Source organism: Rheinheimera sp., from assembly GCF_965283995.1.
Lineage (GTDB): Bacteria > Pseudomonadota > Gammaproteobacteria > Enterobacterales > Alteromonadaceae > Pararheinheimera.
Genome location: NZ_CBDIQG010000001.1, coordinates 2779485 through 2804236 on the forward strand (window position 1 = coordinate 2779485; position 24752 = coordinate 2804236).

The window sequence follows — 24752 nt, forward strand, 5'->3', positions numbered from 1 at the left end:
GACCGACGGATCAGCCAGCCGCCGCTTCTTGCATCAGACCATGTGCCCAGCTGACCGCGTCCAGATAAGTCATGCTTAAATCTCGGGCCTTGCCAAACAATTGCAGCGTGAGTTGCTGTTGTTGTTCCCACTCCCCATTCTCATAAGCCTTAGTCAGCAACAGGTATAATCCCAACCGGCCCTGATGTTCCAGCAAGGCGGCTTTAATCTCCGGCAGGATCGGTAAGTCGTCCAGCAGCAGCTGCAACGGCTGTTCCAGTAAGGCATCAACCAGAGAAAACAAGCCGGTTAAAAAAGCAGCCGGCGGGTTATCGGCGTCGCCCATCATCGCGGCCAACTGGTCGCAAAACCGCGCCCGGACGATCGACATATGTAACAGCTCATCCGGGCCATCTTCTTTCAGATTGGCCAGCGCCAATAGCGCGATAAATTTCTTCAGTTCCCCTTCGCCCATGTACACCATGGCATGCTTCAGCGAGCCGATGGGCTGTTCTCTGGCAAAGCTGGCGCTGTTAACAAAACGCAGCAGCTTGTAAGACAACCCCAGATCGCGTTCAACAATCGCCGTCAGCTTTTCAAAATCAAGACGGATGGCGCTGGACTCAGCGATCAGTAACAGCAGATTCAATTTACTGCTGGCGATTTTTTTGTGTTTGAGCATTTCTGGCCGGGCAAAGAAGTAACCATGAAATAAGGTAAAACCCAGTTGCAGCAGTTTTTCAAATTCAGCCTGCGTTTCGACTTTTTCGGCCAGTAAGGTGACCGGGTGATGTTTGACCCGCGACACATATTTACTGATCTGCAGAATATTAAACTGGCGCACGTCGACTTTGATAAAGCTGATATAAGGCAGGAAAATGTCCCATTTGGGGTCAAAGTCGTGATCATCCAACGCCAGCTGATAGCCCATCCGGTGCAGCTCACGGCAGGCCGTCAGTAACTCCATGCTGATCGGCACTGTTTCCAGCACTTCAATCACCATGCTTTTAGGGTCTATTGATGTTGGAAAGTGGTGGATTAAGGTGTCGGCAGAGAAATTGATAAAGGCCTGATGGCCGCCGGTAATTTTTTCTACGCCCATCAGCAAGTGATGTTCGGTGATGAGTTTTGACGTGGCTTCATCCGCATTGATATTGGGAAAGCTGTTTTGCACGCCGTCGCGGAACAATAATTCATAACCAAACAGGTTTTTGTGCTGATCTAAGATCGGCTGGCGCGCCAGATAACAATACATCTACAACTCCTGAACCAATGGCCGAAACCGGCCGTAAGCATAGCGGTATTCAGGTCTGGCGGTTGCCAACGTCCGATGTGTCAAAGTGGACCAGACAGCTGATGAGGTACTTTGAGCATATCGGAAAATCGGCGTTTGTCTTATGAAGTTATATTCTCAAATTCACATTTTAATACAATTCGGTTCTTAAAAACGCGGGAACTGCCATTAGCACTCTCTGTCAAAGAGTGCTAACATGAGTCCACTTTCAGATCTCCATAGGAGTTTGTTCATGACCAAAGCGAATCAATTGATGACATTGTCAGTCGCCGGTAGCGGTAGCCTCGAAGCTTATACTCACGCTGTCAGCACTATATCGATGCTATCGGCTGAAGAGGAACGCGCTCTGGCTGAACGTCTGCAGCAACACGGCGACCTTGATGCCGCCCGCCAGCTGATTATGTCGCACTTACGGTTTGTCGTGCACATCGCCCGCAGCTATTCAGGTTACGGTCTGCCGATTGGCGACCTGGTACAAGAAGGCAATATCGGCCTGATGAAAGCAGTGAAACGTTTTGATCCTTCTGTTGGCGTGCGGCTGGTGTCTTTTGCCGTGCACTGGATCAAAGCTGAAATTCATGAATTTGTGCTGAAAAACTGGCGGATCGTCAAAGTTGCGACCACCAAGGCACAACGCAAACTGTTTTTTAATCTGCGTAAATCAAAGAAAAATCTGGGTTGGTTCAGCCACGATGAAGTGAAAAACGTCGCTGCATCTTTAGGTGTGCCTGAATATGAAGTGCGGGAAATGGAAGCGCGCATGAGCAACCATGATCTGGCGTTTGATGCGCAAGACGATGATGATGACAACAACTTCAGTGCGCCGGTGTTTTTCCTTGACGATAAAAACTCTGATCTGGCGAACAACTTTGAAGAAGATCAAAGCGAAGGTGCCGCCCTGGAACGCTTACAGGCCGCAGTGCGCACGCTGGATGAACGTAGTCAGGATATTATCCGCGCCCGTTGGCTGGATAATGAAAAACTGACGCTGCAAGAGCTGGCAGACCGTTATCAGGTGTCGGCTGAGCGGGTACGTCAGCTGGAAAAGAATGCGATGAAAAAGTTACACGCGGCGATGGTCGCCTGAGTTCTTCATCACCAAAAAAAATGCCAGAGCTTGCTCTGGCATTTTTTTATGTCCATGGAAGGACGGTATGGTGAAGCAGGGCTTTCGAAACGCCAACAGTTTGGCGTTTCGCCTGATGAACGCCATTTGCTCTGCAAATGGCACAATGCAGGTATTGGGTACCACGTACTTGGTACCCAGAGCTTTTCGGCGATGTCCATGGAATGAATCTTTAGCGCAGCAATAACGGCAGCGGTGAGGCCGGGGCCGGTATCTCTGCCGGTTGCGGGTAGAATCGCCGCCACGCGGGTTCCGGCACCGGTAATGCCGCAGGCGTATCAAAGCCTGGCAGTTGCGGCAGATAGGGCGGATGCCACGGAATTAACTCAGGCACAGGCTCGACGACGTCGCTGAGCGCTGCCGGCGTTGGTTCTGTATCCTGCGCTGGGGTCGTTGTCGGCATACTGGCCGTGTCTGTCGGCAGTGTTGCCGCCACCGATTTCGCTTTCGCCGGCAAATGGGCTGAGTGCTGGGCCGGGAGTTTAGCTGTACTGGCAATCAACTGTGCCGGTGCAGCTGGCAAATCCAGTAGCGCCGATGCCGGCACCACTTTAATCCCTTGTTGTGCCAACCGCGGTAGATTTTTCTTCAGGTAGCGGTAAGTTTCCGGATAAGGGTGGCCGATTGCCACGGCATGACCATGTTGTTTTGCCAGGTGGATCAGTTGATTAAACTGGCGATCCAGTGCTTTGTAAGACTTATCATTGTCGAGGAACACGTCACGGCTGCGGCTTTTAACCCCATGCTTTTGCGTGATGGCGGGAACCACACTTTTGCCAGTGGTTTTGCTATCGATAAAGTACAACCGGCGTGCGGCAACCACTTCGACGACCCAATCCATTTGTTCTGGCAGCGACGTGTAGAGGCTGCCCATATGGTTATTAATACCAATAGCCTGCGGCACGCTGTCGAGCGCTTTGTGCAGCGCTTGCTGCACCTGTTGCTTGTTCATCGGTCGGCGCAGCGCGCCTTTGCCTAGTAGATGGTTCTGCGCCACTGCTTCCATCGGCATGTGTAACATGATTTCTTTGCCATGCTGACTGGCTAAGGCCGTCATTTCAACGCCATTTGGCGTGAATGGCATTACCGCGACGGTCAGCGGATAGGGCAGCCGGATAATGTCCGGATCGACTTTCTGATAACCAATATCATCAATAATAATGGCCACTTGCGGTGGCAGCGATTGCGCCTGTACCGACAACCAGAAACAACTGAGAACACATAACGACTGGAAAATACGCACGCTGGATTGATTCACTGATCTTGGCAAAGCGCCGGCTGAATTTCAGGCCGGCATTATGCCTGTTGTTACGGATTTCGCAACCAGCGCAACGGGTCAACCGCTGCACCTTTTTGCCTGATTTCGAAATAAAGCCCACTGCGATCACGGCCACCACTCTGGCCAACCAGCGCGACATGGTCGCCACTACGCACGACATCGCCCGGGGATTTCAGCAGACTCTGGTTATGGCCATATAAACTCATCAGGCCGTTGCCGTGGTCCAGCACAATGACCCAACCATAACCCCTTAACCAATCGGCATAAATCACCTGGCCATCCGCGACTGCGCGCACCGGCTGGCCATTGCTGGCCTGGATCAAAATCCCGCTGGCCGTGGTCTGGCCGCCTTGTGCGGCTCCAAACTTCTGCGCTAACGCACCCTGCACCGGCCATGGTAACTGGCCTTGCTTTTTGCCTTTATAAGTCAGTCTGCGATTGGCCGCTTCAGCCTTTAACTTGGTGATAGTGCTTTGCAGGCTTTTTTCATTGCCTTTGAGGTACGCCAGTTGCTGTTTTTGTTCATCCAGCAGCTGTCTGAGTTTCAGCACACTTTGTTGTTGCTGATTTTTTGCTGCGACTAAATCCTGTTGCTGCGAAGTCAGTTCATCCAGTCGCAAACTTTGTTCATGCCGGGTTTGTTGCTGCACTGTGGTCAGCTGTTGCAGCTCACTGACTGTTTGTTTCAACGCCTGGAGTTGTTTGATGCGGGCGTTGTTGAAGTACTGATAATAGGTCAGCAAACGCTCAAGTTTTAACGCATCCTGCTGATTCAGCAGCAGTTGGGTGTAGTCGTGGCCGCCGACCTGATAAGCCGCTTTGACCTGCGCAGCCAACAACTGTTGCTGCGTTTGTCGTTGCTGCTCCAGCTGTTGTTGCCGGAGCGCCAGTTCAGCCATTTTTTCGTCCAGTGCCTGCAACTGCTGTTGTTGCACTGCGACCGCAGCAGCCGCTTCGGCTAAGCGCAGATCTGCCTGTTTCAGCTGTTGTTCTGTGTCCTGAAGCTGTTGTTGCTGCTGCTGGCGTTGCTGTTCGGTGTGCGCGATATCCTGCTGCACCGATTTGAGTTCCTGCCGTGCTTTCGCTGTGTCGGATTGCTGGGCCTGTGCTGACAGACTCAGCAACAGGCTCAGTAGCAGGCTAATGCTTATCGGTACCGATCGCGCCCGCTGGCGATTGAGTCGCATCACCGGACGCGGAACAGCACTTTACCGGTCATTTCGGCCGGCACCGGCATGCCAAGCAGCGTCAGCATGGTGGGCGCTATATCGCTAAGAATACCGCCGTTAACCACATCCGCCGGCCGGCCGACATAAATCAGCGGCACCGGATCTGAGGTGTGAGCGGTATGGGCCTGACCGGATTCGTGGTCGACCATCTGCTCGGCATTGCCATGATCCGCGGTGATGATACATTCACCACCGACGCTTTCCAGCGCAGCAACCACCCGGCCAATACAGTGGTCGACGGCTTCTACCGCTTTGATGGCCGCAGACAGAATTCCGGTATGACCAACCATATCACCATTCGGATAATTGCAGATAATCACGTCAAACTTGCCGGAGTGAATCGCGTCCACCAGTTTGTCGGTCAGCAGCGTCGAGTTCATCTCCGGCTGCAGGTCATAAGTGGCGACATTGGGTGACGGCACTAAAATGCGTTCTTCGCCGGCGAATACATCCTCGCGGCCACCGCTGAAGAAAAAGGTGACATGAGCATATTTTTCCGTTTCGGAAATGCGCAACTGGGTTTTCTGGTGTTTTGCCAGCCATTCGCCAAGCACATTATTCAGGCTCTCCGGCGGATAGGCTACCGGGGCTTTGATATCGGCAGCGTATTCGGTCAGCTGGACAAAAGCGCCCAGCTGCACCACCCGTTTGCGGGCAAAGGCGTCAAAAGTGGGTTCAGTGAAAGTGCGGCTGAACTGACGGGCGCGATCGGCACGGAAATTCATAAAGATCAGCGCATCGCCATCCTGTAACTGTACCGGCTTGCCATCGTTGCCGACAATCGCAGTGGCTTTGACGAATTCGTCATTTTCACCACGCTCATACGCAGCCTGCAGTGCAGACACTGCGTCGGTTGCTGTGTATGCGGCGACGCCATCAACAATTAAATCATAGGCTTGTTCGACGCGGTCCCAACGTTTGTCACGGTCCATCGCAAAATAGCGGCCAATGACACTGGCGATCTGACCTTTGCCCAGTTCGCGGCAGCGTTGCTCGACGCGTAATAATGATGCTTCTGCACTGCGTGGCGGCGTGTCGCGGCCATCGAGGAATGCATGCAGATAAATTTTGTCAGCGCCCTGGCGTGCGGCCAGTTCGATCATCGCAATCAGATGGTCTTCGTGGCTGTGCACACCACCTGGCGATAATAAGCCCATTAAATGCACGGCTTTACCGGCTTGTACTGCGGTTTGCACTGCGCCGGTCAGCACCGGATTTTCGAAAAAATCGCCATCGCTGATGGCTTTGGTGATGCGGGTCAGTTCCTGATACACCACCCGGCCTGAGCCTAAATTGACATGGCCGACTTCAGAATTGCCCATTTGACCGTCAGGCAGACCGACGTCCAGACCTGAGCCTGAAATCAGGCTATGCGGACAATCACGCCACAACCGGTCCATCACCGGGGTATTGGCCTGCGCAATGGCATTATCAGCCGGGTCTTCGCGATAGCCCCATCCATCCAGAATCAAAAGTACCAGGGGTTTGCCAGACTTCGCCATAACATGCTCCGCTTTCTCGTTGCTTGATCAACATTTATCTTTATCTCGATTCGCTATTCATCTTACCGAAATTCGGCGGTGACTCCAATCAATGCTGTGCAGAAACTGCGCAATCAGCCGCAGCCTTTACCACATGCGTGCTGGGGCGGCGGGTGAAGGGCTGTTTTTGCCATTGAAACCCGTTATACTCCGGCGCCTGAGCTTTGACCAACTGAACGGAATGTTATGCAACAATACGTCGAATTTGCCGGAAATCACCCGATTGTCGTGGTGATCTGGGTAGGTCTGCTGCTGGCGATTATCGTCAGTTATGTGCAGTCATTGTTTTCCAAAATCAAATTTGTCAGCACGACCGAGCTGACTTTACAAGTCAACCGTGAAGATGCGCTGGTGCTGGATATCCGTAGCAACGATGACTTTAAACGCGGCCACATCACCGGCGCCCGCAATATTCCTCTGGCGCAGCTTTCCAGCCAAATCAGCAGCCTTGAAAAGGCCAAAGACGCACCCATTATAGTGGTCTGTCAGGCAGGTATGTCCGCGCAAGGTGCAGCCAAACAACTGTCAGCCGCCGGTTTCAGTCGCGTATCTGTGCTGAGCGGTGGTATGGGTAAATGGGCGGAAGCCAGTTTACCTGTGGTAAAAAAATAACCGGAGCAGGTCCATGAGCAGTCCCAGCGTCACTATTTACACTAAAGAATATTGTCCGTATTGTGTGCGCGCAAAGGCTCTGCTCAGCCACAAAGGTGTTGTGTTTAACGAAATTAAAATCGACGCACAACCTGAGCTCAGACCCGAAATGATTGCAAGATCGGGCGGACGCAGCACTGTGCCGCAAATCTTCATCAATGACCAACATATCGGTGGCTGTGACGACCTGCATGCGCTTGACGCGCAGGGTCGGTTAGACACACTGCTGCAACTTTAACCGTATTTTCAGGGAACCATCATGGCCGACGAACAACTGAACCCAGCTGCGGATGAGCAGCAAGTCCCATTTGCAATCCAGCGCATTTATGTCAAAGACATTTCGTTTGAATCACCAAATGCACCGGCAATTTTCCGCAAAGAATGGCAACCAGAAGTAAAACTGGACCTGGACACGCGCAGCGAAAAGCTGGAAGACAACATGTTTGAAGTCATCCTGTCGCTGACTGTTACTACTACAGTAGGCGGCGAAACAGCGTTCCTGTGTGAAGTGCAACAAGCCGGTATCTTTGCGGTGCCTGAATTGCAGGACGCACAAATGGCCCACATGCTGGCCTCTTTCTGCCCGAATATTCTGTTCCCATATGCCCGTGAAACCGTGGCAAATCTGGTAAACCGTGGAACTTTCCCACAACTGAACCTGGCTCCGGTTAACTTTGACGCGCTGTTTGCTCAATATGTGCAACAACGTCAGGCGGAAGCTCAGGCGCAGCTGCCAAACTAAGCAGCCAGCAGCATGAACATGACTTCGGCAATTACGGTATTGGGCGCCGGCTCTTACGGCACGGCGCTGGCGATTTGTCTGGCGCGTAACGGGCATCACACCTTGTTATGGGGCCGCAATGCTGATGATATCGCGGCTATGACGCGGGATCGGATCAATCACCGTTATTTGCCGGAGATTGTGTTACCAGAGCAGCTGGAAGTGACTGCTGATCTGGAAGCCGCTGTCAAAGCCAGCCAGAATGTGCTGGTGGTAGTGCCCAGTCATGCTTTTGCCGATACCTTACGGCAAATAAAACCGTTTTTATTACCACACGCTCGTGTGGCCTGGGCCACCAAAGGCCTGGAGCCGGACAGCGGCCGGTTATTACAGGACGTTGCACGCGATATTTTGGGTGACGATGTGTCGCTGGCCGTGTTATCCGGCCCGACCTTTGCCAAAGAACTGGCAAAAGGCCTGCCTACAGCGATTTCTTTATCGTCGACCGACGCCGAATTTATTACCGTGCTTTCAGACTTGCTGCACTGCGGCAAAACCTTCCGTGTTTATACCAATCCTGATTTTATCGGCGTGCAGCTTGGCGGCGCAGTGAAAAATGTCATTGCGATTGGTGCCGGTATGGCCGATGGCATTGGCTTTGGCGCGAATGCCCGCACGGCTTTAATTACGCGCGGCCTGACCGAAATGTGCCGTTTAGGTTGTGCTTTAGGCGCGAAAAAAGAAACGTTTATGGGGATGGCAGGTTTAGGTGATTTAGTCCTGACCTGTACTGATAACCAGTCCCGCAACCGCCGTTTTGGCTTGCTGTTAGGGCAGGGCGTTGGCGTTGAAGATGCGATCACGCAGATCGGACAAGTGGTTGAAGGTTATCGCAACGCTCGCGAAGTTTATAATCTGGCCACCCGTGTTGGTGTCGAAATGCCGATCACTGAACAAATTTATCAGGTGTTGTACCAGGGCAAAGATGCCCGAGCTGCCGCGCTTGATCTGTTGGGCCGCGAAAAACGCGACGAATAACACCGCACCAGTGTTTATCCGGCCATCCGCCACTGTTGTTGCCCGCCATAGGGCTGTTGCTGTCCATCGACCAATCGCATGGCACTGAAATGTGCGCCACGACAGCCATAACCGCCCATTACATGGAGTAAATACGCCTGCATTTCGCTGTCGGTCCCTTGAGCACTGACTTGCAATCCCTGATGGACCAGCAGGCGGATCAGACTGGCACAAGCATTGCGTTGTGCTTCAGATTCTTCCAGCTGCTTGATCATTGCCGCGGAAAGCTCTGCCGCCTGCCAGAATGGTTGCTGCAATAATTGCAGCGAACTCAAGCCATTGCCAACCTCAACAATCATCAAGCCAAAGCCGGCCGCTTTGAGCTCCTGTGCCTGCATACTGAAGCCTGCCGGATCCTGTAACCAACCATCTTCCCGCAAGCACAACACAAACTTATTGGCCTGAAGTTGATGGTCTTCCAGTTGGCTTTGCAAAAAATTCAGCAGTCCACTGTGACGAAAGTTTGCCGCGGACAATTCGACCTGCAGCTGTGGCAGCGGGCCGAGACGTTGCCACAATTCCACTAACTGACAAATCTGACAAAAAGCCCAGCGCTCCAGCGCCAGTAACTGACCGTTCTGTTCGGCCAGAGGTTTTAATTCGGCATAACTTAATAATCCGCGTTGTGGTGAACGCCAATATAGTTCCAGCCGGAATGCCGTGGCGATGCCGGTCGCCAGTTCAATCACTGGTTGCGACCAGATCTCACATTGATATTGGGTTAATGCTTGCTGCAACTCATATTGCAATTGCAGACCTGGCGCCGGATTTTGTCCCTGCATCTGCCATAAATGCAGGCGTTCCGGCACTGTGGCCGCGATATGCAGCGCCTGTGCGGCGCGCGCCTGCAATTCGTCGGCATCATGGCCTGCTTCGGGGAAAATCGCGATGCCGGCGCGGCAATCCAGCCGTAGTTCTGCCTGCGGGATAAAAAATGGCCCCTGACAAAACTGCAGAATTTCACGGCTGAGCCGGATCGCCTGTTGTTCAGCTTGCTCACCATGACCTTCGAGACTGAGCAGCAATGCCAGCTGATGCGGCGCCAGCCGTGCCATAAATGCGCTGGCCGGGATCTCCGCCTGTACGTTGTTCACCAGTTGCTGAAGCAGACCATCTGCTGCGGTCTGGCCGAAGTTTCGCACGATGGCGGGGTAGTCATTCATTTCCAGTAATAACACGGCAAGACTGTGATATTTCACCTGATGACGGCTCAGCTGAGATTGCAACCAATAGCGCCACAGCGTTGCTGTGGGCAGTTCGGTCACCGGATCAGCATAAGCGCGGATCTGTGCCTGTGCCCGGTCCAGCGACGCCTGCAGTGGCACCCAGTGCCAAAGCAAAAAGCGCTGGCTATAGCCGCTCAGTACCCGCACATTCAGCTGATACGCCTGCCGCTCAGTGCTGCCAATCCAGACCTGACCTTGCCAGTGTGGACTGATTTGCAGCATCGCCAGGATGTCAGGCAGAGCAGGATCCAGTCCTTCGGCGGAGAAAAACAGCTGCTGTGTCAGCCGGGTATTAACCGCAGGATAGCGGGTGGCCTGGTTGTGCCACAGCGGCAGCGCTTGTTGATCAGTGAGCCAATAGGCATTGGATTGTTGCTGCAGGAACTGCAACAGTGGCGTGTTTTGTAGTGGCGTGCGACGCGTACGTTGTAATTGCATCAGCACCAGACAAAGCAGATAACCGCTGACGATAGCCAGCAGGTATTGTATCCATAATGGTGTAGTCATTTGGCATTCCTTGCACAGCAACACAAGTCAACTATAAATGTCTGTCTAAAAAATCGCCACTAAATGCCGGAAAAATTGGTGCCAGTCTGACCACCACTGCCGGACTGCGGTATACTCGCGTTTTGCTATGGCGCAGGAGTTATTGTGTTTCATATCGCTTTATTTGAACCCAAAATCGCACCGAATTGCGGCAATATCATTCGGTTGGCTGCCAATACCGGCTGTCATTTGCATTTGATCGAACCATTAGGGTTTGATTTTGAAGAAAAAAAGCTGCGCCGTGCTGGGCTGGATTATCATGATTTGGCCAATGTCAGCCGTCACGCCAATTATCAGGCGATGTTAGACGCGGTCAAGCCGCAGCGGGTATTGGCGCTGACCACCAAGGGCAGCCGCCCCCACACTGAACTGCAGTATCAGGCCGGTGATTTGTTGTTATTTGGCTCCGAGACGTCTGGGTTGCCGGATGAGATCCGCAATGCCATCCCGGCTGAACAGCGCTTGCGGATCCCGATGATGCCTGATGCACGCAGTCTGAATTTAGCCAACTCTGTGGCGATCGTTTGTTATGAAGCCTGGCGCCAGCAGCAGTTTGCCGGTGCGTTGTAACTCTGCGAACTGACAAGGATCAGCGATGACCAGCCATGAATATAATCTGTGGGTACGCCGTTCGGGCAAACTGACGATTGGCGTCGCGCTGATCATTGTCGTGATCAAGTTGTTTGCCGCTATCGACACCAATGCCGCTTCGATTTTGGCGTCGTTGATGGACGCGATGATGGATGTTGGCGTGTCGTTGCTGAACTTTGTCGCGTTACGTTATGCGCTCAAACCAGCGGATGACGACCACCGGTTTGGCCATGGCAAAGCTGAAGCAGTGATGGCGTTATTTCAGGCAGCCTTCCTGGCGGGGGCGGCGTTTGTGCTGTTGTATCAGGGCGTGAACCGGATTTATCTGCCAGCGCCAATTGGCGCTATCAGTAATGGCATCTGGGCCATGCTGGTTTGCAGTGGCCTGACGCTGACGCTGGTGTTGCTGCAGCGCTGGATCATCAAAAAAACCGGTTCTCTGGCCGTAGCGGCCGATCAGGCGCATTATCGCAGTGACCTGCTGATGAATGCCGCTGTGTTATTGGCCTTGTATCTGGTGCAAAACAGTCTGCTGTGGGCGGACGCAGCCATCGCCATTCTGATCGCTTTATATTTGTTGTTTAATGCTGCGCAGTTACTGCGGGAAAGCATGGTGCATCTGCTGGATGAAGAATTGCCGGAAGCAGAACGGCAGCAAATTCTACAGCATCTGCTGCAAATGCCTGGAGTGCTTGGCGTCGAACAGCTGCGCACCCGTCGTGCCGGACCGCGTATTTTTATTCAGCTGCGGCTGCTGTTGCCACAGGATTGGAGTCTGCAAAAAGCGCATCAGGTGACTGATCTGGCCGAGCAACAAATCGCGGCGTTTTACCGCGATGCAGAAGTGATTATTCACCCGGACCCGTTGCCACAGGCTGCAGCCACTGATTAATCAAACTAAACACTTGCTGCCGCTGCGCATCGGTACCTGCCAATAGTTCATGCCGCGCGCCGTCGATGCGATGCAGCTCAATGGCGCAACGTGCAGCCAGCGTGTTTTGTGCCTGATTGTCCACCACGATATCGGCGCCCGCCTGCAGGATCAGCATCGGCACCGTCGGAATCACGCCCTGCTGGATCTGCCGGCAAGCTTGCAATGCATGATGCAGCCAACGCCAGCTGACACCACCGAGCTGATAGGCCGGATATTGCTGATATAAATCCCGAAACCACTGATATCGCTCAGCGCTGAGCGTCAGCGCATTGTCAGCAAAAGGCAGGCTTTGATAGGGGCCCTGGCCCGGTACATACCAGCCAGACCGACTGAAACGCTGGTTCAGCTGCTGCATTAGTGCGGCCACGACTCGGGCCAGGCGTGGTAGCGGGCCGGTCGGAATGCCAAACATCGGTGCACAGAAAATGGCGGCATCCAACAGCGGCATTGGCGTCATTTGCAGATAACGATACAGAATGGCGCCGCCCATCGAATGCGCCAACGCCAGTAGGGGCAAGTCGGTCTGACTGCGTATAGTGCTTACCGCCTGCATCAGATCGTCACTGTAACGGCGAAAATCTGCCACGTCACCGAGCTGCGGATCGGGTTCAGGCCGCTGTGCCAGCCCCTGGCCGCGGTGATCGATCACAAATACCTGATAACCACTACAAAGCGCATCCTGTGCCAGTTCGGCATATTTATGTGCGGCTTCAATCCGCCCCGGCACTATCAGCAAAGCCGCGTGGGGTTTACGCCAGCCTGGCAAACTGGTACGGCTGTACAAACAAAAACGGCTGCCGTCGCGGCCATAAAGCTCGGTTTTAACAAACTGCTGCCAGCATTGTTGCAGTTGCTGTCGCATGTTGTTGTCGTTCAGTGCATCAGCCTGTAGCTGCGCCTGCAGCGGCGGAAAATACTTCAAAGATTCAGCTCCTGCTGTGCCGGCATTTGCAGACAAATTTGCAAACCGCGAACCTGGTCCGCCTGATAAATATTTTGGGCACTGATCTGGCCCTGATGCTGTTTCATCGCCTGCGCCGCGATGGCCAGACCGAGGCCCGTGCCGCCTGCACCAGCGGTGCGCGCATCGGACACCCGGTAAAACGGTTCAAAAATGGCCTGCAGGGCGCTGTCCGGGATGCCGGGGCCTTGATCGCAGACACAGAGCTGCAGTTGCCCGGCATCCGCCTGCAACTGCAGCCTGATCACTGAACCGGCCGGGCTGTACTTAATCGCATTTCGTAGCACATTCTCCACCGCACGCGCCAGCAGGCGGCTGTCGGCTTGTAACCAACACTGTGGCGGTGCTTCCAGCTGTATTTGTTGTCGCTTCTGACTGGCTTCCAGTTGATTGACCTGGATAATTTCTTCCAGCAGCTCGGTTAAATCCAGGTCTTGCAATTGCAGTTGATATTGTCCGGCATCGAGCCGGCTGAATGTCAGCAGCTCATCGAGCATACTGTCAATTTTATCCAGCTCCTGCGATAAGCGTGGTAGCTGACCGCCACCGCCTTGTCGTTGCTCCAGCGCGATAGCCAGCTGAGCACGGGTCAGCGGCGAGCGCAACTCATGCGAAATATCGCGCAGCAGGCGCTGCTGATTTTGCAATAAAGCGCCGATTTGACTGGCCATCGTATTAAAGCCACGCGCTAACTCACCGATCTCGTCACTTCGGGCCGCGGCTTGTTGTACCCGGCTGGTTAAGTCGCCGCCGGCGAACTGCAGGCTCTGCTGCTGCAACTGGCGCAGCGGTCGGGTGATCGTCAGGGCCAGGCCAATACTTGCAAGGGCTGACACCAATAAAAACAGCAGCGGGATGGTCAGTTCCGGTAATTGGGCGAGGCCCAACATCCCCGGCCGGTCAGGACGGGGTTGTTGCTGATATAACACCAGCGGCTGACCATTCAGGCGGACAAAAAACGGCCCGGCCAGACTGATATGGCGATGCAAGAACAAACGTGGTTTTTCAAACTGCGATAATTCGGTTAACCAGCTTTGGTCAAAACCGCGCGGCAGAATGTGCGCGTTCAGGATTTGTTGGCTGACCGGGTCGACCAGTAACCAGCGATTATTCTCGCGCCGGTTCAGCCGTTGCAATAAATCTTCAACACTGTCAAACCTTTGCAGGCTGTGTAGCATCCGTTCAGCATGCTCATGCACGCCGGGGGGCAGGCGACGGATCACCGTATCATCGAGAAAAGCTTTGGCCAACAGCCAGGCGGCGGCAATTGTCAGCAGCAGCACCAGCCAGAACCAGCTGAAGAGCCGGAATGCCAGAAAACGCCATGGATTGACCCAGTTCAGTTGCATCAGGACTCCAGAAACAAATAGCCGCTGCCGCGCAGCGTCTGGATTTTTTCTTGGTCGCTGCCCTGTGCCAGCTTCTTGCGGATGTTACTGACATGCATATCCAGACTGCGATCATATTGTTGCAGCACCCGGCCCATCACTTCTTTGCTGAGCTCCTCTTTGCTGACCACACGACCTGCATGGTGCATCAGATACTCCAGCAACTGAAACTCGGTGGCGGTCAACACAATGGCTAAGCCCTGGCAGTGCACCTGACGATTTTGCCGGTTCAGCGTGACCTGATTCAGCTCTAACAATGGAGTTTGATGCTGCTGTGGTTGCTGTGCCAGTTCGACCCGGCGCAGAATAGCCCGCACCCGGGCGCTGAGTTCACGCGGATTAAACGGCTTGGCCAGATAATCGTCGGCGCCCAGTTCCAGACCGAGAATGCGATCAATGTCATCGCCGCGGGCTGTCAGCATCAGCACCGGGCAATAACTGGTCTGGCGCAGCTGCCGCAATAAAGACAGGCCATCCAGCCCTGGCAACATAACATCCAACAAAATCAGCTGATAAGCGCCGGTCTGGGCTTTTTGCAGGCCTTTGATGCCATCTGCGGCATGATCAAGACTAAAACCATCCAGCGTCAGATAGTCGGTGACCAGCTGGCTTAATTCCGCATCGTCATCAATCAGCAGGATATTCGGGTGTTGCATCGGAAACCTTCTTAGCTACTGCAATAGGGCCATCACTATGGGTGGTGCGCTCAGTGTAAGCAGCAGACATGCCCGGACAAGTGTCTTTACCAAACCTTTACGGCGGCTTTGCGTTGCTTTGCAGCCAGTCGCTTATGCTTGCATCATACAAAACAGACCGCTGTTTGTAATGCCCGAACCTACTGGAGAGACAAAAATGAACACATTGAAAATAGTATCAAAATTAATTCCTGCGTTATTCGGCGCCGCCTTGTTGCTGTCTGCGCCAGCTTTCGCCGGGCATGGTCCGCATGATGGACAAAGCCCTGAGCTGCGCATGCTGAAAGGTCTGGATTTGACGGATGCACAACGGGAGCAAATCCGCACCCTGGCGGCAGCCAGTAAAGCCGATGAAGCTGATTTGGCGGCACGGCAACAGCAGCACGATGCGCTGCAGGCGTTGATCAAAGCGCCGCAATTTGATGAAGCCGCAGCACGTATACTGCTGGAAAAACAACAAGCCAGCATGCTGGAACATCAGCTGAAAAGACTGAAATTGCAACATCAGATCCGTGCGGTATTAACTGACGAACAAAAAACCAAGCTGGACGAGCGGATGGCAAAAATGCGTGACCGGATGGCCGAGCGCACAGGTAAAGACGACTAAGCCGGGCGGCATGTCGCAGTTCAGGTGCCGGCGCGCCTGAGTTGTCAGCACTTTGATGAGTAAAACCGGGCCTGAGCCCGGTTTTTTACCTTTTAAAGCGCTGCCGTGTGGCTATTCCATATCCAGTTCTTTGAGCTTGCGTGTCAGTGTATTGCGGCCCCAGCCAAGGCGTTTGGCCGCATCTTGTTTATGGCCATGGGTAAACTGCAACGCCTGCTTCAGCACAATCCGTTCAAACTCCGGGCCTGCTTCAGCCAGAATATCTTCGGCACCGGTTGCCAGTTTTTGCGTGACCCACTGCGCCAGTAAATCCTGCCAGCTGTGTTGCCCATCGCTGCTGCTGGTCACCGGTTTTGGCGCGCTGGTCAGCTCCGGTGGTAAATCAGATAACAGGATTTGTTTCCCTGACGCCATCACAGTCAGCCAGCGGCAGGTGTTTTCCAGTTGCCGCACATTGCCTGGCCAGTCCAGCTGTGCCAGAAACTTTTCGGTTTCCAGCGCCAGATCTTTGGCCTCGACATTCATCTCGCGTGCGGCTTGCGCCAGGAAATGCCGGGTTAGTTTCGGAATATCCTGTTTGCGGTCCCGCAGCGACGGAATATGGATCCGGATCACATTGAGGCGGTGGAATAAGTCTTCGCGGAACTTCCCTTCGGCAACCAGTTGCTCGAGGTTTTGGTGGGTCGCCGCAATGATCCGCACGTCCACACTGACTTCCTGGTGGCCCCCGACGCGATAAAACTGACCATCTGCCAGCACACGTAGCAGACGCGTTTGCACGTCGAGTGGCATATCACCGATTTCATCCAGAAACAAAGTGCCGCCGTCGGCCTGTTCGAACCGGCCTTTACGTAAAGTCGCGGCGCCGGTAAAAGCGCCTTTTTCGTGGCCGAATAACTCCGATTCAATCAGATCTTTGGGGATTGCCGCCATGTTCAGCGCGATAAACGGCGATTCGGCTCTGGGACTGTGTTTGTGCAGCGCGTGCGCCACCAGTTCTTTACCGGTGCCGCTTTGGCCATTGATCAAGACACTGATGCTGGAGCGGGACAAGCGGCCAATCGCCCGAAACACTTCCTGCATCGCCGGTGCTTCGCCGATGATCTCGGGCACATGTGAGGGCGTGCTGGTGCTGACGCGTGGTTTTTTCGCGTGGGCATGTTCCAGCGCACGGCTGATCAGCGCCACCGCTTCATTGACATCAAATGGCTTGGGCAGATACTCAAAAGCGCCGCGCTTAAAAGCGTTAACGGCACTGTCGAGGTCGGAGTGCGCCGTCATAATAATTACCGGCAGTTCCGGCGCCAGTTCCTGCAGCTTGCTCAGCAACTGCATGCCATCGGTGCCTGGCATCCGGATATCGGACACCACGACGGCGGGTTGATCAAATTCCAGCCGTTGCAGCATCAGATCTGCCGAGGCGTAGCTCTCGCAGACGATACCAGCGCGTGACAGGGCTTTTTCCAATACCCAACGGATGGAATTGTCGTCGTCAATGATCCAGACATTCTGCGTCATGGGTTAAGCTCCTTCTGCGCTTATCGGTAAATACAGGGTAAATTCGGTGCGTCCCGGCCAGCTGTCACAATCAATCCAGCCGCCATGCTGGTGGATCAGCGTTTGTGAAATGGACAAACCAAGACCGGTACCGCCGGGTTTGCCGCTGACCATCGGATAAAACAATGTATCTTTAATCGCCGGCGGAATACCGGGGCCGTTATCGATGACTCGGATCACGGCGACCAGCTTATGTCGGCGGCCATGGATGGTATGCTGATGTAAAATCCGGCTTTGCATCACAATCTGGCCGCCTTGGGTCAACACTTGCTGGGCATTGCGGACAATATTCAGCAGGGCTTGTTCCAGCAGTTCCGGATCTAACGAAAAATCCGGAATGCTCGGGTCATAATCGCGGATAAATTGCACGGCATTCGGGTTGTCCATCTGGGCCAGCTGACTAACACGTTCAATAATTTCATGCAGGTTAGACACGACTTTATGCGGCGGTTTGTAGGGACCCAGCAAGCGGTCTACCAGATTTCGCAGCCGGTCGGCCTGCGCGATAATCAGCTGGGTATATTCTTTTTGCTCATCATTGAGCGACTCTTCCAGTAACTGCGCCGCACCACGCAAACCGCCGAGCGGATTTTTGATTTCATGGGCCAGGCCCCGGATCAGTTCGCGCGCTGCCAGATGTTGGTGTTGCTGCAAACTTTCCATGCTGATTTTGCGCTGCTGATCGACCTGGCGCAATTCCATCACCAGACTGGGCTGCTCGGTCTCCAGCCAGGTCGCCGTCATATCCAGCAATAAATGCCGGCCATCCGGCATCACGCAATGGACGTCACTGATGCCAAAACCCTGTTTGGTATTTAAGGTGCTGACCAGTTGAGCCGCGCTGAGATCGCTGTATTGAAATAGTCCTGGAAAATATTGCTGTTGCAGCCGTTTTTCGCCAATGCCAAGCAAGGCACAACAGGCAGTATTAAAACAGGACACCTGTAACTGCGCATCCAGCACCAGTACGGCGGTTGCCAGTTGTTCGGCCAGATTAATGCCTGGCAATTCAAGAGCGATGTGTGCGTGTGTCACGGCAAATCCCTTATTGCACCAAAATGGTGCTCATGGCGCTTAGTCTAGCGGCTAAGCTGTGCCGTGTTGCACTATTTTGGGGTAATTGATGATGCTCGGTGCATAAAAAACGTCGTTACTGAACTGGTAGCAATAACCTTGCCGTTTTGGTCGCTTAACTCCAGCATCAGCTGATGCTCGCCCCGATCGATGTTGTGCAGGATAAAATTGGCATTACTGCTGGGGCCGGCAACCGCTTGGCCGTCCAGATACAAGCGCACCCGCAGCCCCTGGGCAAACAGCGGCTTCACCTGGCCGGACACATAGATTGTGCCGTTATTTTCTCGGACAGTGCCTTCAGGTTCCGGTTTGGTGATGAATACTTCGAACTTTGGCGTGTGATCAATGCTGCGCTGACTGATTTCGGTTGGAGTAACCGCAGGCATCCGGTTGCCTTCTTTTAATTGGAGCTGCGATGCACCGGGCACAGGATTGTCGGAAAACACCGGAACATTATTTTTGTCTACCGTGACAAACACCGGTTTGTCCTCGTTTTTTGCCTGCGCCAGCACAGGCTGCGCCAACATTGTCAGCACGATCAGTAGTAATAGCGGCCAACCGGTAATGTTCATCACAGAGTCCAATCTGATCAAGTGGCTGATAGAATTACTCTAACTGGCTTTTCTGGCTTTGACCAGTACAAAAAGCCCGCAGAAGCGGGCTTTGGTATTGTGCAAGTCACACTTTATAAATCAGTGTGTTAGCGCAGAAAATTACACGCTGTAGTACAGTTCGTATTCCAGTGGGTGTACAGCCATAGAGACGCGTTTGGCTTCTGCACGTTTCAGAGAGATATAAGCATCAATCATTTCATCTGACATGACGCCGCCTTTCGTGAAGATCGCACGGTTTGCTTCCAGTGCATCCAGCGCTTCGTCCAGTGAACCACAAACTTGTGGGATCAGTGCTTCTTCTTCTGGTGGCAGGTCATACAGATCTTTGTCCATTGCATCGCCTGGGTGGATCTTGTTCTGGATACCATCCAGACCAGCCATCAGCTGTGCAACGAATGCCAGGTACGGGTTTGCCGCCGGATCCGGGAACCGAACTTCGATACGACGTGCTTTTGCACTTGGTACCAGTGGGATACGCACAGAAGCAGAGCGGTTACGCGCTGAATAAGCCAGCATCACCGGCGCTTCATAGTGTGGAACCAGACGCTTGTAAGAGTTGGTCGACGGGTTGGTGAACGCGTTGATCGCTTTCGCGTGCTTGATGATACCGCCAATGTAGTACAGCGCTGTTTCTGACAGACCGGCATATTTATCACCGGCAAACAGGTTTACACCGTCTTTTGCCAGAGACTGGTGGCAGTGCATACCTGAACCGTTGTCACCAACGATTGGTTTTGGCATGAAAGTCACAGTTTTGCCGTACATGTGGGCAACGTTGTGCACCACATATTTCAGTTGCTGAATTTCGTCGGCTTTTTTCGTCAGTGTGTTAAAACGGGTCGCGATCTCGTTCTGACCGGCCGTCGCAACTTCATGGTGATGCGCTTCAACAACCTGACCCATTTCTTCCAGCACCATACACATGGCGCTACGGATATCGTGGTGTTGATCTACTGGTGGTACCGGGAAATAACCGCCTTTAACACCTGGACGGTGGGCTTTGTTACCATCTTCATATTCTGCATCTGAGTTCCAGGCTGCTTCTGAAGAGTCCACTTTAAAGAAAGAACCTGACATGTCGTTTTTGAAACGCACATCATCAAACATGAACCACTCTGGTTCTGGGCCAAACAGCACTGTGTCAGCGATGCCAGTTGATTTTAAATATTCTTCAGCGCGTTTAGCGATAGAACGTGGGCAACGGTCGTAACCTTGCATCGTGCTTGGCTCGATAACGTCACAGCTGATCAGAATGGTGGTTTCTTCAAAGAATGGATCCAGCAGCATGGTGCTGGCATCCGGCATCAGGATCATGTCTGAGTCGTTGATGCCTTTCCAGCCGGCAATTGAAGAGCCGTCAAACATTTTGCCGTTTTCGAAGAAATCTTCGTCAATCTGGCTGGCAGGAATTGTGACGTGCTGCTCTTTACCTTTGGTGTCAGTAAAACGTAAATCAACAAACTTCACGTCGTTTTCTTTCATAAAACTCAGAACGTTCGATGCAGACATGCATTCCTCCGGATTCAACTCAAACTAAGGTTCAGGTGCGGCTTGCCGCCGGGTTGCGCTTGTAATGCCAAAGCTATGCCATATTCTTAAGTGTATGATTTTTAAAAACATACATAGCACAGCTCTGACGGATTTAGTCTAAAACGCACCAAAATGATGCGCTGTCGCACTTAAATGGTGCGCTACTGCCGAAAATGCCCTGCTTCTGTGCAGTGGTGACGGCAGCGCTAACGATAGCAAGAATTCAGCGCAGATCTGCGTCACGATAAAAAATAATCTGAGACCCGCTAACGAGATATCCCATTACGTCCTGAATGTGCCTGCTTTTAGCGCAGAGTAGTCAGATGACTGTCATACTGGCAGGAGTTTTGCTTGAGTTGCATATTGTGGCGCTGCCCGCAAACCTGCATTCGTGCTGGTGTTGATGAAAAAAGCAGCAGGATGATGCCAGATAAATTTCCCAGCCAGAGCTAAAGCAGGTAAAATGCGCGCACAAATTTTTCGGGTACTTGCGGTGGGATACTACAGGCGGGTACACATTTACACTTCACTAAGCGAGTACCAAATAAATGTCTTATGATATCAGCAAGTTGCGTAATATCGCCATTATCGCGCACGTTGACCACGGTAAAACTACACTTGTTGACAAATTACTGCAACAGTCCGGCACTTTCGATGCCCGCGCGAAGTTGCAGGAACGGATGATGGATTCAAACGCGCAGGAATCCGAGCGCGGTATTACCATCCTGGCTAAAAACACTTCTGTACGTTGGAACGGCTATCAGATCAACATTCTGGACACACCAGGCCACGCCGATTTCGGTGGTGAAGTTGAGCGCGTTCTGTCGATGGCTGACTCAGTATTATTATTAGTCGATGCGGTTGAAGGCCCAATGCCACAAACTCGCTTCGTCACACAAAAAGCTTTCGCCCACGGTTTAAAACCAATTGTTGTTGTAAACAAAATTGACCGCCCGGGTGCACGTCCGGACTGGGTTATCGATCAGGTATTCGACCTGTTTGACAACTTAGGCGCGACTGACGAGCAATTAGATTTTCCAATCGTTTACGCATCAGCCATCAATGGTTGGGCGACTCTGGATTACAACGAACCAAAAACAGATATCAATGACTTGTTCGCTGCAATCGTTGAGCACGTGGCCCCACCGAAAGTTGAACTCGATGGCGACACGCAGATCCAGGTATCTCAGTTAGATTACTCCAGCTACCTCGGTATTATCGGTATTGGCCGGATCAAACGCGGTACCTTACGTGTCAACCAGCAAGTGACCGTTTTAGGCGCTGACGGTTCGAAGCGGAATGGTAAAGTGGGCCAGGTGTTCACCTACTTAGGTCTGGAACGTATTGATACTCAGGAAGCGAACGCCGGTGACATCATCGCATTCACTGGTTTAGGCGACCTGAAAATTTCTGACACTATCTGTGCGCCAACCAGCCTTGAGGCATTACCACCATTACAAGTGGATGAGCCGACCGTGACCATGACGTTCCAGGTCAACACTTCACCATTCGCTGGTAAAGAAGGCAAATTTGTTACTTCACGTCAAATTCTCGAGCGTCTGAACCATGAACTGAAACACAACGTCGCGCTGCGCGTTGAAGAAACCGAAGACGGTGACAAGTTCAAAGTATCAGGCCGTGGTGAACTGCACTTAGGCGTGTTAATTGAAAACATGCGCCGTGAAGGTTTCGAACTGGCTGTATCTCGTCCAGAAGTGATCATGAAAGTGGTCGATGGAGAGAAAATGGAACCAATCGAAAACGTCACTATCGACGTGGAAGAGCAGCACCAGGGCTCTATCATGGAGAAAATGGGCGAGCGTAAAGCGGAAATGACCAATATGCAGCCAGACGGCAAAGGCCGCATCCGGATGGATTTCCAAATGCCAAGCCGTGGTCTGATTGGTTTCCGTACTGAGTTTATGACACTGACTTCAGGTACAGGCCTGATGTACAACAGCTTCGATCATTATGGTCCACATAAAGGCGGTAATATCGGTCTGCGCATGAACGGCGTGCTGATTTCTAATGCGATGGGTAAAGCCGCTGGTTATGCGATTTTCTCTCTGCAGGAACGTGGCCGCATGTTTATCGGTCATGCTGATGAAGTATACGAAGGCCAGATTATCGGTATTCACAGCCGTAGCAACGACTTAACAGTGAACTGCCTGAAAGGTAAACAGCTGACGAACGTTCGTGCTTCAGGTACTGATGAAGCGATTAACTTAGTGCCGCCAATCCGCTACACACTGGAGCAGGCGCTGGAGTTTATCGATGATGACGAGCTGGTTGAAGTGACGCCACAGTCAATCCGGATCCGTAAACGTCACCTGACAGAAAACGACCGTAAACGCGCCAGCCGCGCTTAATCCCGGTTGTGAATGATAAAACCCGCGCCCAGGCGCGGGTTTTGTTTTTGGGACAAAGAGCTGGCGATGCCAGCCAATGCTGTGTATCGTGCAACGCAGAGAAAATGTCACTCATTTGTTGCATGGAGCTTTGCCACAATGACCTCGCGCCGGTCGTTTTATAAAAACAAAACTGTGCTGGTGGTGGATGATTCTGACCAAATCCGCAGCTATTTCAAAAGTATGCTACTGCTGATTGGTTTTGATGATGTGACACTGGCGCGAGATGCCGAGATGGCGCTGTCCAATTGCCGGCGCATTCCCTTTGATTTTATTCTGTGTGACTTCCATTTAGGCGTCGGGCGGGATGGCTATCAGTTATTTGAGGTGCTGCGCACCGAACAGCTATTAAAAGCTGAATGCTGTTTTCTGGTGGTCAGTGCCGAACGTCAGCGTCAGGCGGTGTATGGCATTGTCGAATATCAACCGGATGATTATCTGCTGAAACCTTTCAGCTACGCCGAACTGGAACGTCGTATCACCCGTGCCTATCATATTAAACAAGCGCTGAAACTGGCTTATCAGGCGATTCAACAACGCGAATACAATGATGCCGTGCAGGCTTGTGATCATGTGGTGGATCATCGTAGCAAATATGCACTGCATGCAACCCGGCTCAAAGCGGAACTGCTGGTGCGGTTAGAACGCTTTGATGAAGCCGAACACTTGTATCACTGGGCGCTGACCGTTCGGGATTTTGCCTGGGCGCGACTGGGTTTAGCGGTGATCTATGGTTATCAGGGGCGTAGTGACGAGGCGGAAGCCGCGTTGCAGCTGTTGTCCGGACAAGCAGAAACGAGAATTGAAGCGCTGGACTGGCTGACCCGCCTGTACATCAGCCAGCAAAAGCCAGCTGCCGCGCTGGCGGCGGTTGAACAAGTCGCTAAAACTTCGCCACGCAACTATTTGCGCCAACACGTGCTGGCGACGCTGGCCGTGATCGATAACCGTAAAGACTTGGCAGTGCAAGTGCACCAGCGCTTGCTGACAGCTGCCCGGTATTCAATGTATGACACTGCTGACAATATGCTCAATTTTGCCCGTGCATTGCTGGAGCAGGCGAAAGATCAAGAGCCTAAAGGCCGGGCAGAGACCATGCGCCGGCTGGATACATTCCTGGCGACCATCAAAAAACGCTTCCATCCGACCAGTTATGAACATGACCGGCTGGTGATCGATGCGCGTATTGCGTTGCTGGAAGGGAAAACCAAAGAGGCGCTGCAATTACTGGAATACAGTGAGCAGCTCAGTCTGGAAAAACACTTATCACCGGCAGCGATGCTGGACCGGGCCCGAGCCTATTTTGAAGCCGGCAATCTGGCGATGTGCGATCACTATATGGCCGCGCTGTCGGCATTAACACAAGACGATAATCTGTATTGCAGTGCTATCAGCCTGATGATGCAGCATGAGCAGAAGAAACATCAGCAATTGCGCCAGCAATTGATGGAACGCAATGCGGCTGGTATGCAGGCTTATGGCAGCGGCGATTTTTCGATGGCCATCGATTATTTTCGTACAGCGCTCGAATCGATGCCGGCGAATGTCAATATTGCATTGAATTTGCTGCAGGCGCTGAGTATGCGCCAGACCCTGAATGGCGATCTGAAAGCGTTAGCGCAGCACTGTATCGATCTGATTGCGGCGGGGCAGTTGCCGGCCGATCAACAAAAACGTTATCAAGTAATTATGGGCCATCTGGACCTCTGAACCTGGCTGGCATT

22 protein-coding genes are annotated in these 24752 nt (G+C 52.8%); 10 read left to right on the forward strand and 12 right to left on the reverse strand.

Annotated features, from left to right (window positions below; genetic code table 11):
- Positions 1 to 10 precede the first annotated feature (10 nt).
- Positions 11 to 1234 (reverse strand): EAL and HDOD domain-containing protein, encoded by a 1224-nt coding sequence (locus tag ACQ66Q_RS12410; protein ID WP_430457098.1) that lies wholly within the window; start codon positions 1232 to 1234, stop codon positions 11 to 13.
- A 271-nt stretch (positions 1235 to 1505) separates the two neighbouring features.
- On the opposite strand from ACQ66Q_RS12410, the gene rpoH reads away from it, so the two are divergent.
- Positions 1506 to 2360, forward strand: a complete 855-nt coding sequence (gene rpoH, locus ACQ66Q_RS12415; protein ID WP_208932008.1) for an RNA polymerase sigma factor RpoH — start codon at positions 1506 to 1508, stop codon at positions 2358 to 2360.
- A gap of 211 nt (positions 2361 to 2571) precedes the next feature.
- Here the strand turns inward: rpoH and ACQ66Q_RS12420 are convergent, their stop codons facing one another.
- From ACQ66Q_RS12420 to gpmM, 3 genes are read right to left on the reverse strand one after another with little or no spacing between them, the layout of a single operon-like run.
- A complete protein-coding gene (locus tag ACQ66Q_RS12420; protein WP_430457099.1) occupies positions 2572 to 3657 on the reverse strand; it encodes a divergent polysaccharide deacetylase family protein in 1086 nt (361 codons plus the stop codon).
- A 50-nt stretch (positions 3658 to 3707) separates the two neighbouring features.
- The gene (locus tag ACQ66Q_RS12425; protein ID WP_430457100.1) at positions 3708 to 4865 is read right to left on the reverse strand and encodes a murein hydrolase activator EnvC family protein; all 1158 of its coding nucleotides are present in this window, start codon (positions 4863 to 4865) and stop codon (positions 3708 to 3710) included.
- A complete protein-coding gene (gene gpmM, locus ACQ66Q_RS12430; RefSeq protein ID WP_430457101.1) occupies positions 4865 to 6409 on the reverse strand; it encodes a 2,3-bisphosphoglycerate-independent phosphoglycerate mutase in 1545 nt (514 codons plus the stop codon). The genes ACQ66Q_RS12425 and gpmM overlap by 1 nt, the downstream gene beginning before the upstream one ends.
- Before the next feature lie 225 nt (positions 6410 to 6634).
- Between gpmM and ACQ66Q_RS12435 the strand changes: the two genes are divergently transcribed.
- Genes ACQ66Q_RS12435 through gpsA form a run of 4 tightly spaced genes read left to right on the forward strand, consistent with a single transcriptional unit; the run spans position 6635 to position 8858 of the window.
- On the forward strand, positions 6635 to 7060 hold the full coding sequence (locus ACQ66Q_RS12435) for a rhodanese-like domain-containing protein (protein ID WP_430457102.1): 426 nt from the start codon (positions 6635 to 6637) through the stop codon (positions 7058 to 7060).
- Positions 7061 to 7073: 13 nt separating this feature from the next.
- Entirely contained in the window at positions 7074 to 7337 is a 264-nt protein-coding gene (gene grxC / locus ACQ66Q_RS12440) for a glutaredoxin 3 (protein WP_377244491.1), read from the forward strand.
- 21 nt (positions 7338 to 7358) lie between these two features.
- A complete protein-coding gene (gene secB, locus ACQ66Q_RS12445; RefSeq protein WP_208932002.1) occupies positions 7359 to 7841 on the forward strand; it encodes a protein-export chaperone SecB in 483 nt (160 codons plus the stop codon).
- Positions 7842 to 7859: 18 nt separating this feature from the next.
- Positions 7860 to 8858 carry an NAD(P)H-dependent glycerol-3-phosphate dehydrogenase gene (gene gpsA, locus ACQ66Q_RS12450; protein WP_430457103.1) on the forward strand — a complete coding sequence of 333 codons (999 nt, stop codon included), beginning with the start codon at positions 7860 to 7862 and terminating at the stop codon, positions 8856 to 8858.
- Between the two features lie 14 nt (positions 8859 to 8872).
- Here the strand turns inward: gpsA and ACQ66Q_RS12455 are convergent, their stop codons facing one another.
- Complete coding sequence (locus ACQ66Q_RS12455) at positions 8873 to 10630, reverse strand: EAL domain-containing protein (protein WP_430457104.1); 1758 nt, start codon at positions 10628 to 10630, stop codon at positions 8873 to 8875.
- 144 nt (positions 10631 to 10774) lie between these two features.
- Between ACQ66Q_RS12455 and trmL the strand changes: the two genes are divergently transcribed.
- Positions 10775 to 11239 (forward strand): tRNA (uridine(34)/cytosine(34)/5-carboxymethylaminomethyluridine(34)-2'-O)-methyltransferase TrmL, encoded by a 465-nt coding sequence (gene trmL, locus ACQ66Q_RS12460; RefSeq protein WP_430457105.1) that lies wholly within the window; start codon positions 10775 to 10777, stop codon positions 11237 to 11239.
- Positions 11240 to 11264: 25 nt separating this feature from the next.
- Positions 11265 to 12152: a cation diffusion facilitator family transporter gene (locus ACQ66Q_RS12465; protein WP_430457106.1), complete on the forward strand. Its 888-nt coding sequence runs from the start codon at positions 11265 to 11267 to the stop codon at positions 12150 to 12152.
- Here ACQ66Q_RS12465 and ACQ66Q_RS12470 read toward each other — a convergent pair.
- The 3 genes from ACQ66Q_RS12470 to ACQ66Q_RS12480 are packed head-to-tail and all read right to left on the reverse strand — an operon-like array spanning position 12109 to position 15199.
- Complete coding sequence (locus ACQ66Q_RS12470) at positions 12109 to 13116, reverse strand: alpha/beta fold hydrolase (RefSeq protein ID WP_430457107.1); 1008 nt, start codon at positions 13114 to 13116, stop codon at positions 12109 to 12111. The genes ACQ66Q_RS12465 and ACQ66Q_RS12470 overlap by 44 nt on opposite strands.
- Positions 13113 to 14504, reverse strand: a complete 1392-nt coding sequence (locus ACQ66Q_RS12475) for an ATP-binding protein (protein ID WP_430457108.1) — start codon at positions 14502 to 14504, stop codon at positions 13113 to 13115. The genes ACQ66Q_RS12470 and ACQ66Q_RS12475 overlap by 4 nt, the downstream gene beginning before the upstream one ends.
- Positions 14504 to 15199 (reverse strand): response regulator transcription factor, encoded by a 696-nt coding sequence (locus tag ACQ66Q_RS12480; RefSeq protein ID WP_430457109.1) that lies wholly within the window; start codon positions 15197 to 15199, stop codon positions 14504 to 14506. The genes ACQ66Q_RS12475 and ACQ66Q_RS12480 overlap by 1 nt, the downstream gene beginning before the upstream one ends.
- A gap of 196 nt (positions 15200 to 15395) precedes the next feature.
- Here ACQ66Q_RS12480 and ACQ66Q_RS12485 point away from each other — a divergent pair, with 196 nt between their 5' ends.
- Entirely contained in the window at positions 15396 to 15845 is a 450-nt protein-coding gene (locus ACQ66Q_RS12485; RefSeq protein WP_430457110.1) for a Spy/CpxP family protein refolding chaperone, read from the forward strand.
- A gap of 111 nt (positions 15846 to 15956) precedes the next feature.
- Here the strand turns inward: ACQ66Q_RS12485 and glnG are convergent, their stop codons facing one another.
- From glnG to glnA, 4 genes are all read right to left on the reverse strand, one after another.
- A complete protein-coding gene (glnG, locus tag ACQ66Q_RS12490) occupies positions 15957 to 17363 on the reverse strand; it encodes a nitrogen regulation protein NR(I) (protein WP_430457111.1) in 1407 nt (468 codons plus the stop codon).
- A 3-nt stretch (positions 17364 to 17366) separates the two neighbouring features.
- The gene (gene glnL / locus ACQ66Q_RS12495) at positions 17367 to 18437 is read right to left on the reverse strand and encodes a nitrogen regulation protein NR(II) (RefSeq protein WP_430457112.1); all 1071 of its coding nucleotides are present in this window, start codon (positions 18435 to 18437) and stop codon (positions 17367 to 17369) included.
- A gap of 71 nt (positions 18438 to 18508) precedes the next feature.
- Complete coding sequence (locus ACQ66Q_RS12500) at positions 18509 to 19048, reverse strand: DUF4124 domain-containing protein (RefSeq protein ID WP_430457113.1); 540 nt, start codon at positions 19046 to 19048, stop codon at positions 18509 to 18511.
- A gap of 141 nt (positions 19049 to 19189) precedes the next feature.
- Positions 19190 to 20599 carry a glutamate--ammonia ligase gene (gene glnA / locus ACQ66Q_RS12505; RefSeq protein WP_208931993.1) on the reverse strand — a complete coding sequence of 470 codons (1410 nt, stop codon included), beginning with the start codon at positions 20597 to 20599 and terminating at the stop codon, positions 19190 to 19192.
- 569 nt (positions 20600 to 21168) lie between these two features.
- Here glnA and typA point away from each other — a divergent pair.
- On the forward strand, positions 21169 to 22989 hold the full coding sequence (gene typA, locus ACQ66Q_RS12510; RefSeq protein WP_430457114.1) for a translational GTPase TypA: 1821 nt from the start codon (positions 21169 to 21171) through the stop codon (positions 22987 to 22989).
- Positions 22990 to 23127: 138 nt separating this feature from the next.
- Positions 23128 to 24738: a response regulator gene (locus ACQ66Q_RS12515; RefSeq protein WP_430457115.1), complete on the forward strand. Its 1611-nt coding sequence runs from the start codon at positions 23128 to 23130 to the stop codon at positions 24736 to 24738.
- The last annotated feature ends 14 nt before the right edge of the window (positions 24739 to 24752 follow it).

What these genes read in the sequence shown, in the direction of transcription:
- glnA (WP_208931993.1), bottom strand. Translation starts at nt 20,599, where the DNA reads ATGTCTGCATCGAACGTTCTGAGTTTTATGAAAGAAAACGACGTGAAG.
- ACQ66Q_RS12410 (WP_430457098.1), bottom strand. Translation starts at nt 1,234, where the DNA reads ATGTATTGTTATCTGGCGCGCCAGCCGATCTTAGATCAGCACAAAAAC.
- typA (WP_430457114.1), top strand. Translation starts at nt 21,169, where the DNA reads ATGTCTTATGATATCAGCAAGTTGCGTAATATCGCCATTATCGCGCAC.
- grxC (WP_377244491.1), top strand. Translation starts at nt 7,074, where the DNA reads ATGAGCAGTCCCAGCGTCACTATTTACACTAAAGAATATTGTCCGTAT.
- glnG (WP_430457111.1), bottom strand. Translation starts at nt 17,363, where the DNA reads ATGACGCAGAATGTCTGGATCATTGACGACGACAATTCCATCCGTTGG.
- ACQ66Q_RS12480 (WP_430457109.1), bottom strand. Translation starts at nt 15,199, where the DNA reads ATGCAACACCCGAATATCCTGCTGATTGATGACGATGCGGAATTAAGC.
- secB (WP_208932002.1), top strand. Translation starts at nt 7,359, where the DNA reads ATGGCCGACGAACAACTGAACCCAGCTGCGGATGAGCAGCAAGTCCCA.
- ACQ66Q_RS12455 (WP_430457104.1), bottom strand. Translation starts at nt 10,630, where the DNA reads ATGACTACACCATTATGGATACAATACCTGCTGGCTATCGTCAGCGGT.
- gpmM (WP_430457101.1), bottom strand. Translation starts at nt 6,409, where the DNA reads ATGGCGAAGTCTGGCAAACCCCTGGTACTTTTGATTCTGGATGGATGG.
- rpoH (WP_208932008.1), top strand. Translation starts at nt 1,506, where the DNA reads ATGACCAAAGCGAATCAATTGATGACATTGTCAGTCGCCGGTAGCGGT.
- ACQ66Q_RS12465 (WP_430457106.1), top strand. Translation starts at nt 11,265, where the DNA reads ATGACCAGCCATGAATATAATCTGTGGGTACGCCGTTCGGGCAAACTG.
- ACQ66Q_RS12485 (WP_430457110.1), top strand. Translation starts at nt 15,396, where the DNA reads ATGAACACATTGAAAATAGTATCAAAATTAATTCCTGCGTTATTCGGC.
- ACQ66Q_RS12475 (WP_430457108.1), bottom strand. Translation starts at nt 14,504, where the DNA reads ATGCAACTGAACTGGGTCAATCCATGGCGTTTTCTGGCATTCCGGCTC.
- ACQ66Q_RS12500 (WP_430457113.1), bottom strand. Translation starts at nt 19,048, where the DNA reads ATGAACATTACCGGTTGGCCGCTATTACTACTGATCGTGCTGACAATG.
- ACQ66Q_RS12425 (WP_430457100.1), bottom strand. Translation starts at nt 4,865, where the DNA reads ATGCGACTCAATCGCCAGCGGGCGCGATCGGTACCGATAAGCATTAGC.
- gpsA (WP_430457103.1), top strand. Translation starts at nt 7,860, where the DNA reads ATGACTTCGGCAATTACGGTATTGGGCGCCGGCTCTTACGGCACGGCG.
- ACQ66Q_RS12435 (WP_430457102.1), top strand. Translation starts at nt 6,635, where the DNA reads ATGCAACAATACGTCGAATTTGCCGGAAATCACCCGATTGTCGTGGTG.
- ACQ66Q_RS12515 (WP_430457115.1), top strand. Translation starts at nt 23,128, where the DNA reads ATGACCTCGCGCCGGTCGTTTTATAAAAACAAAACTGTGCTGGTGGTG.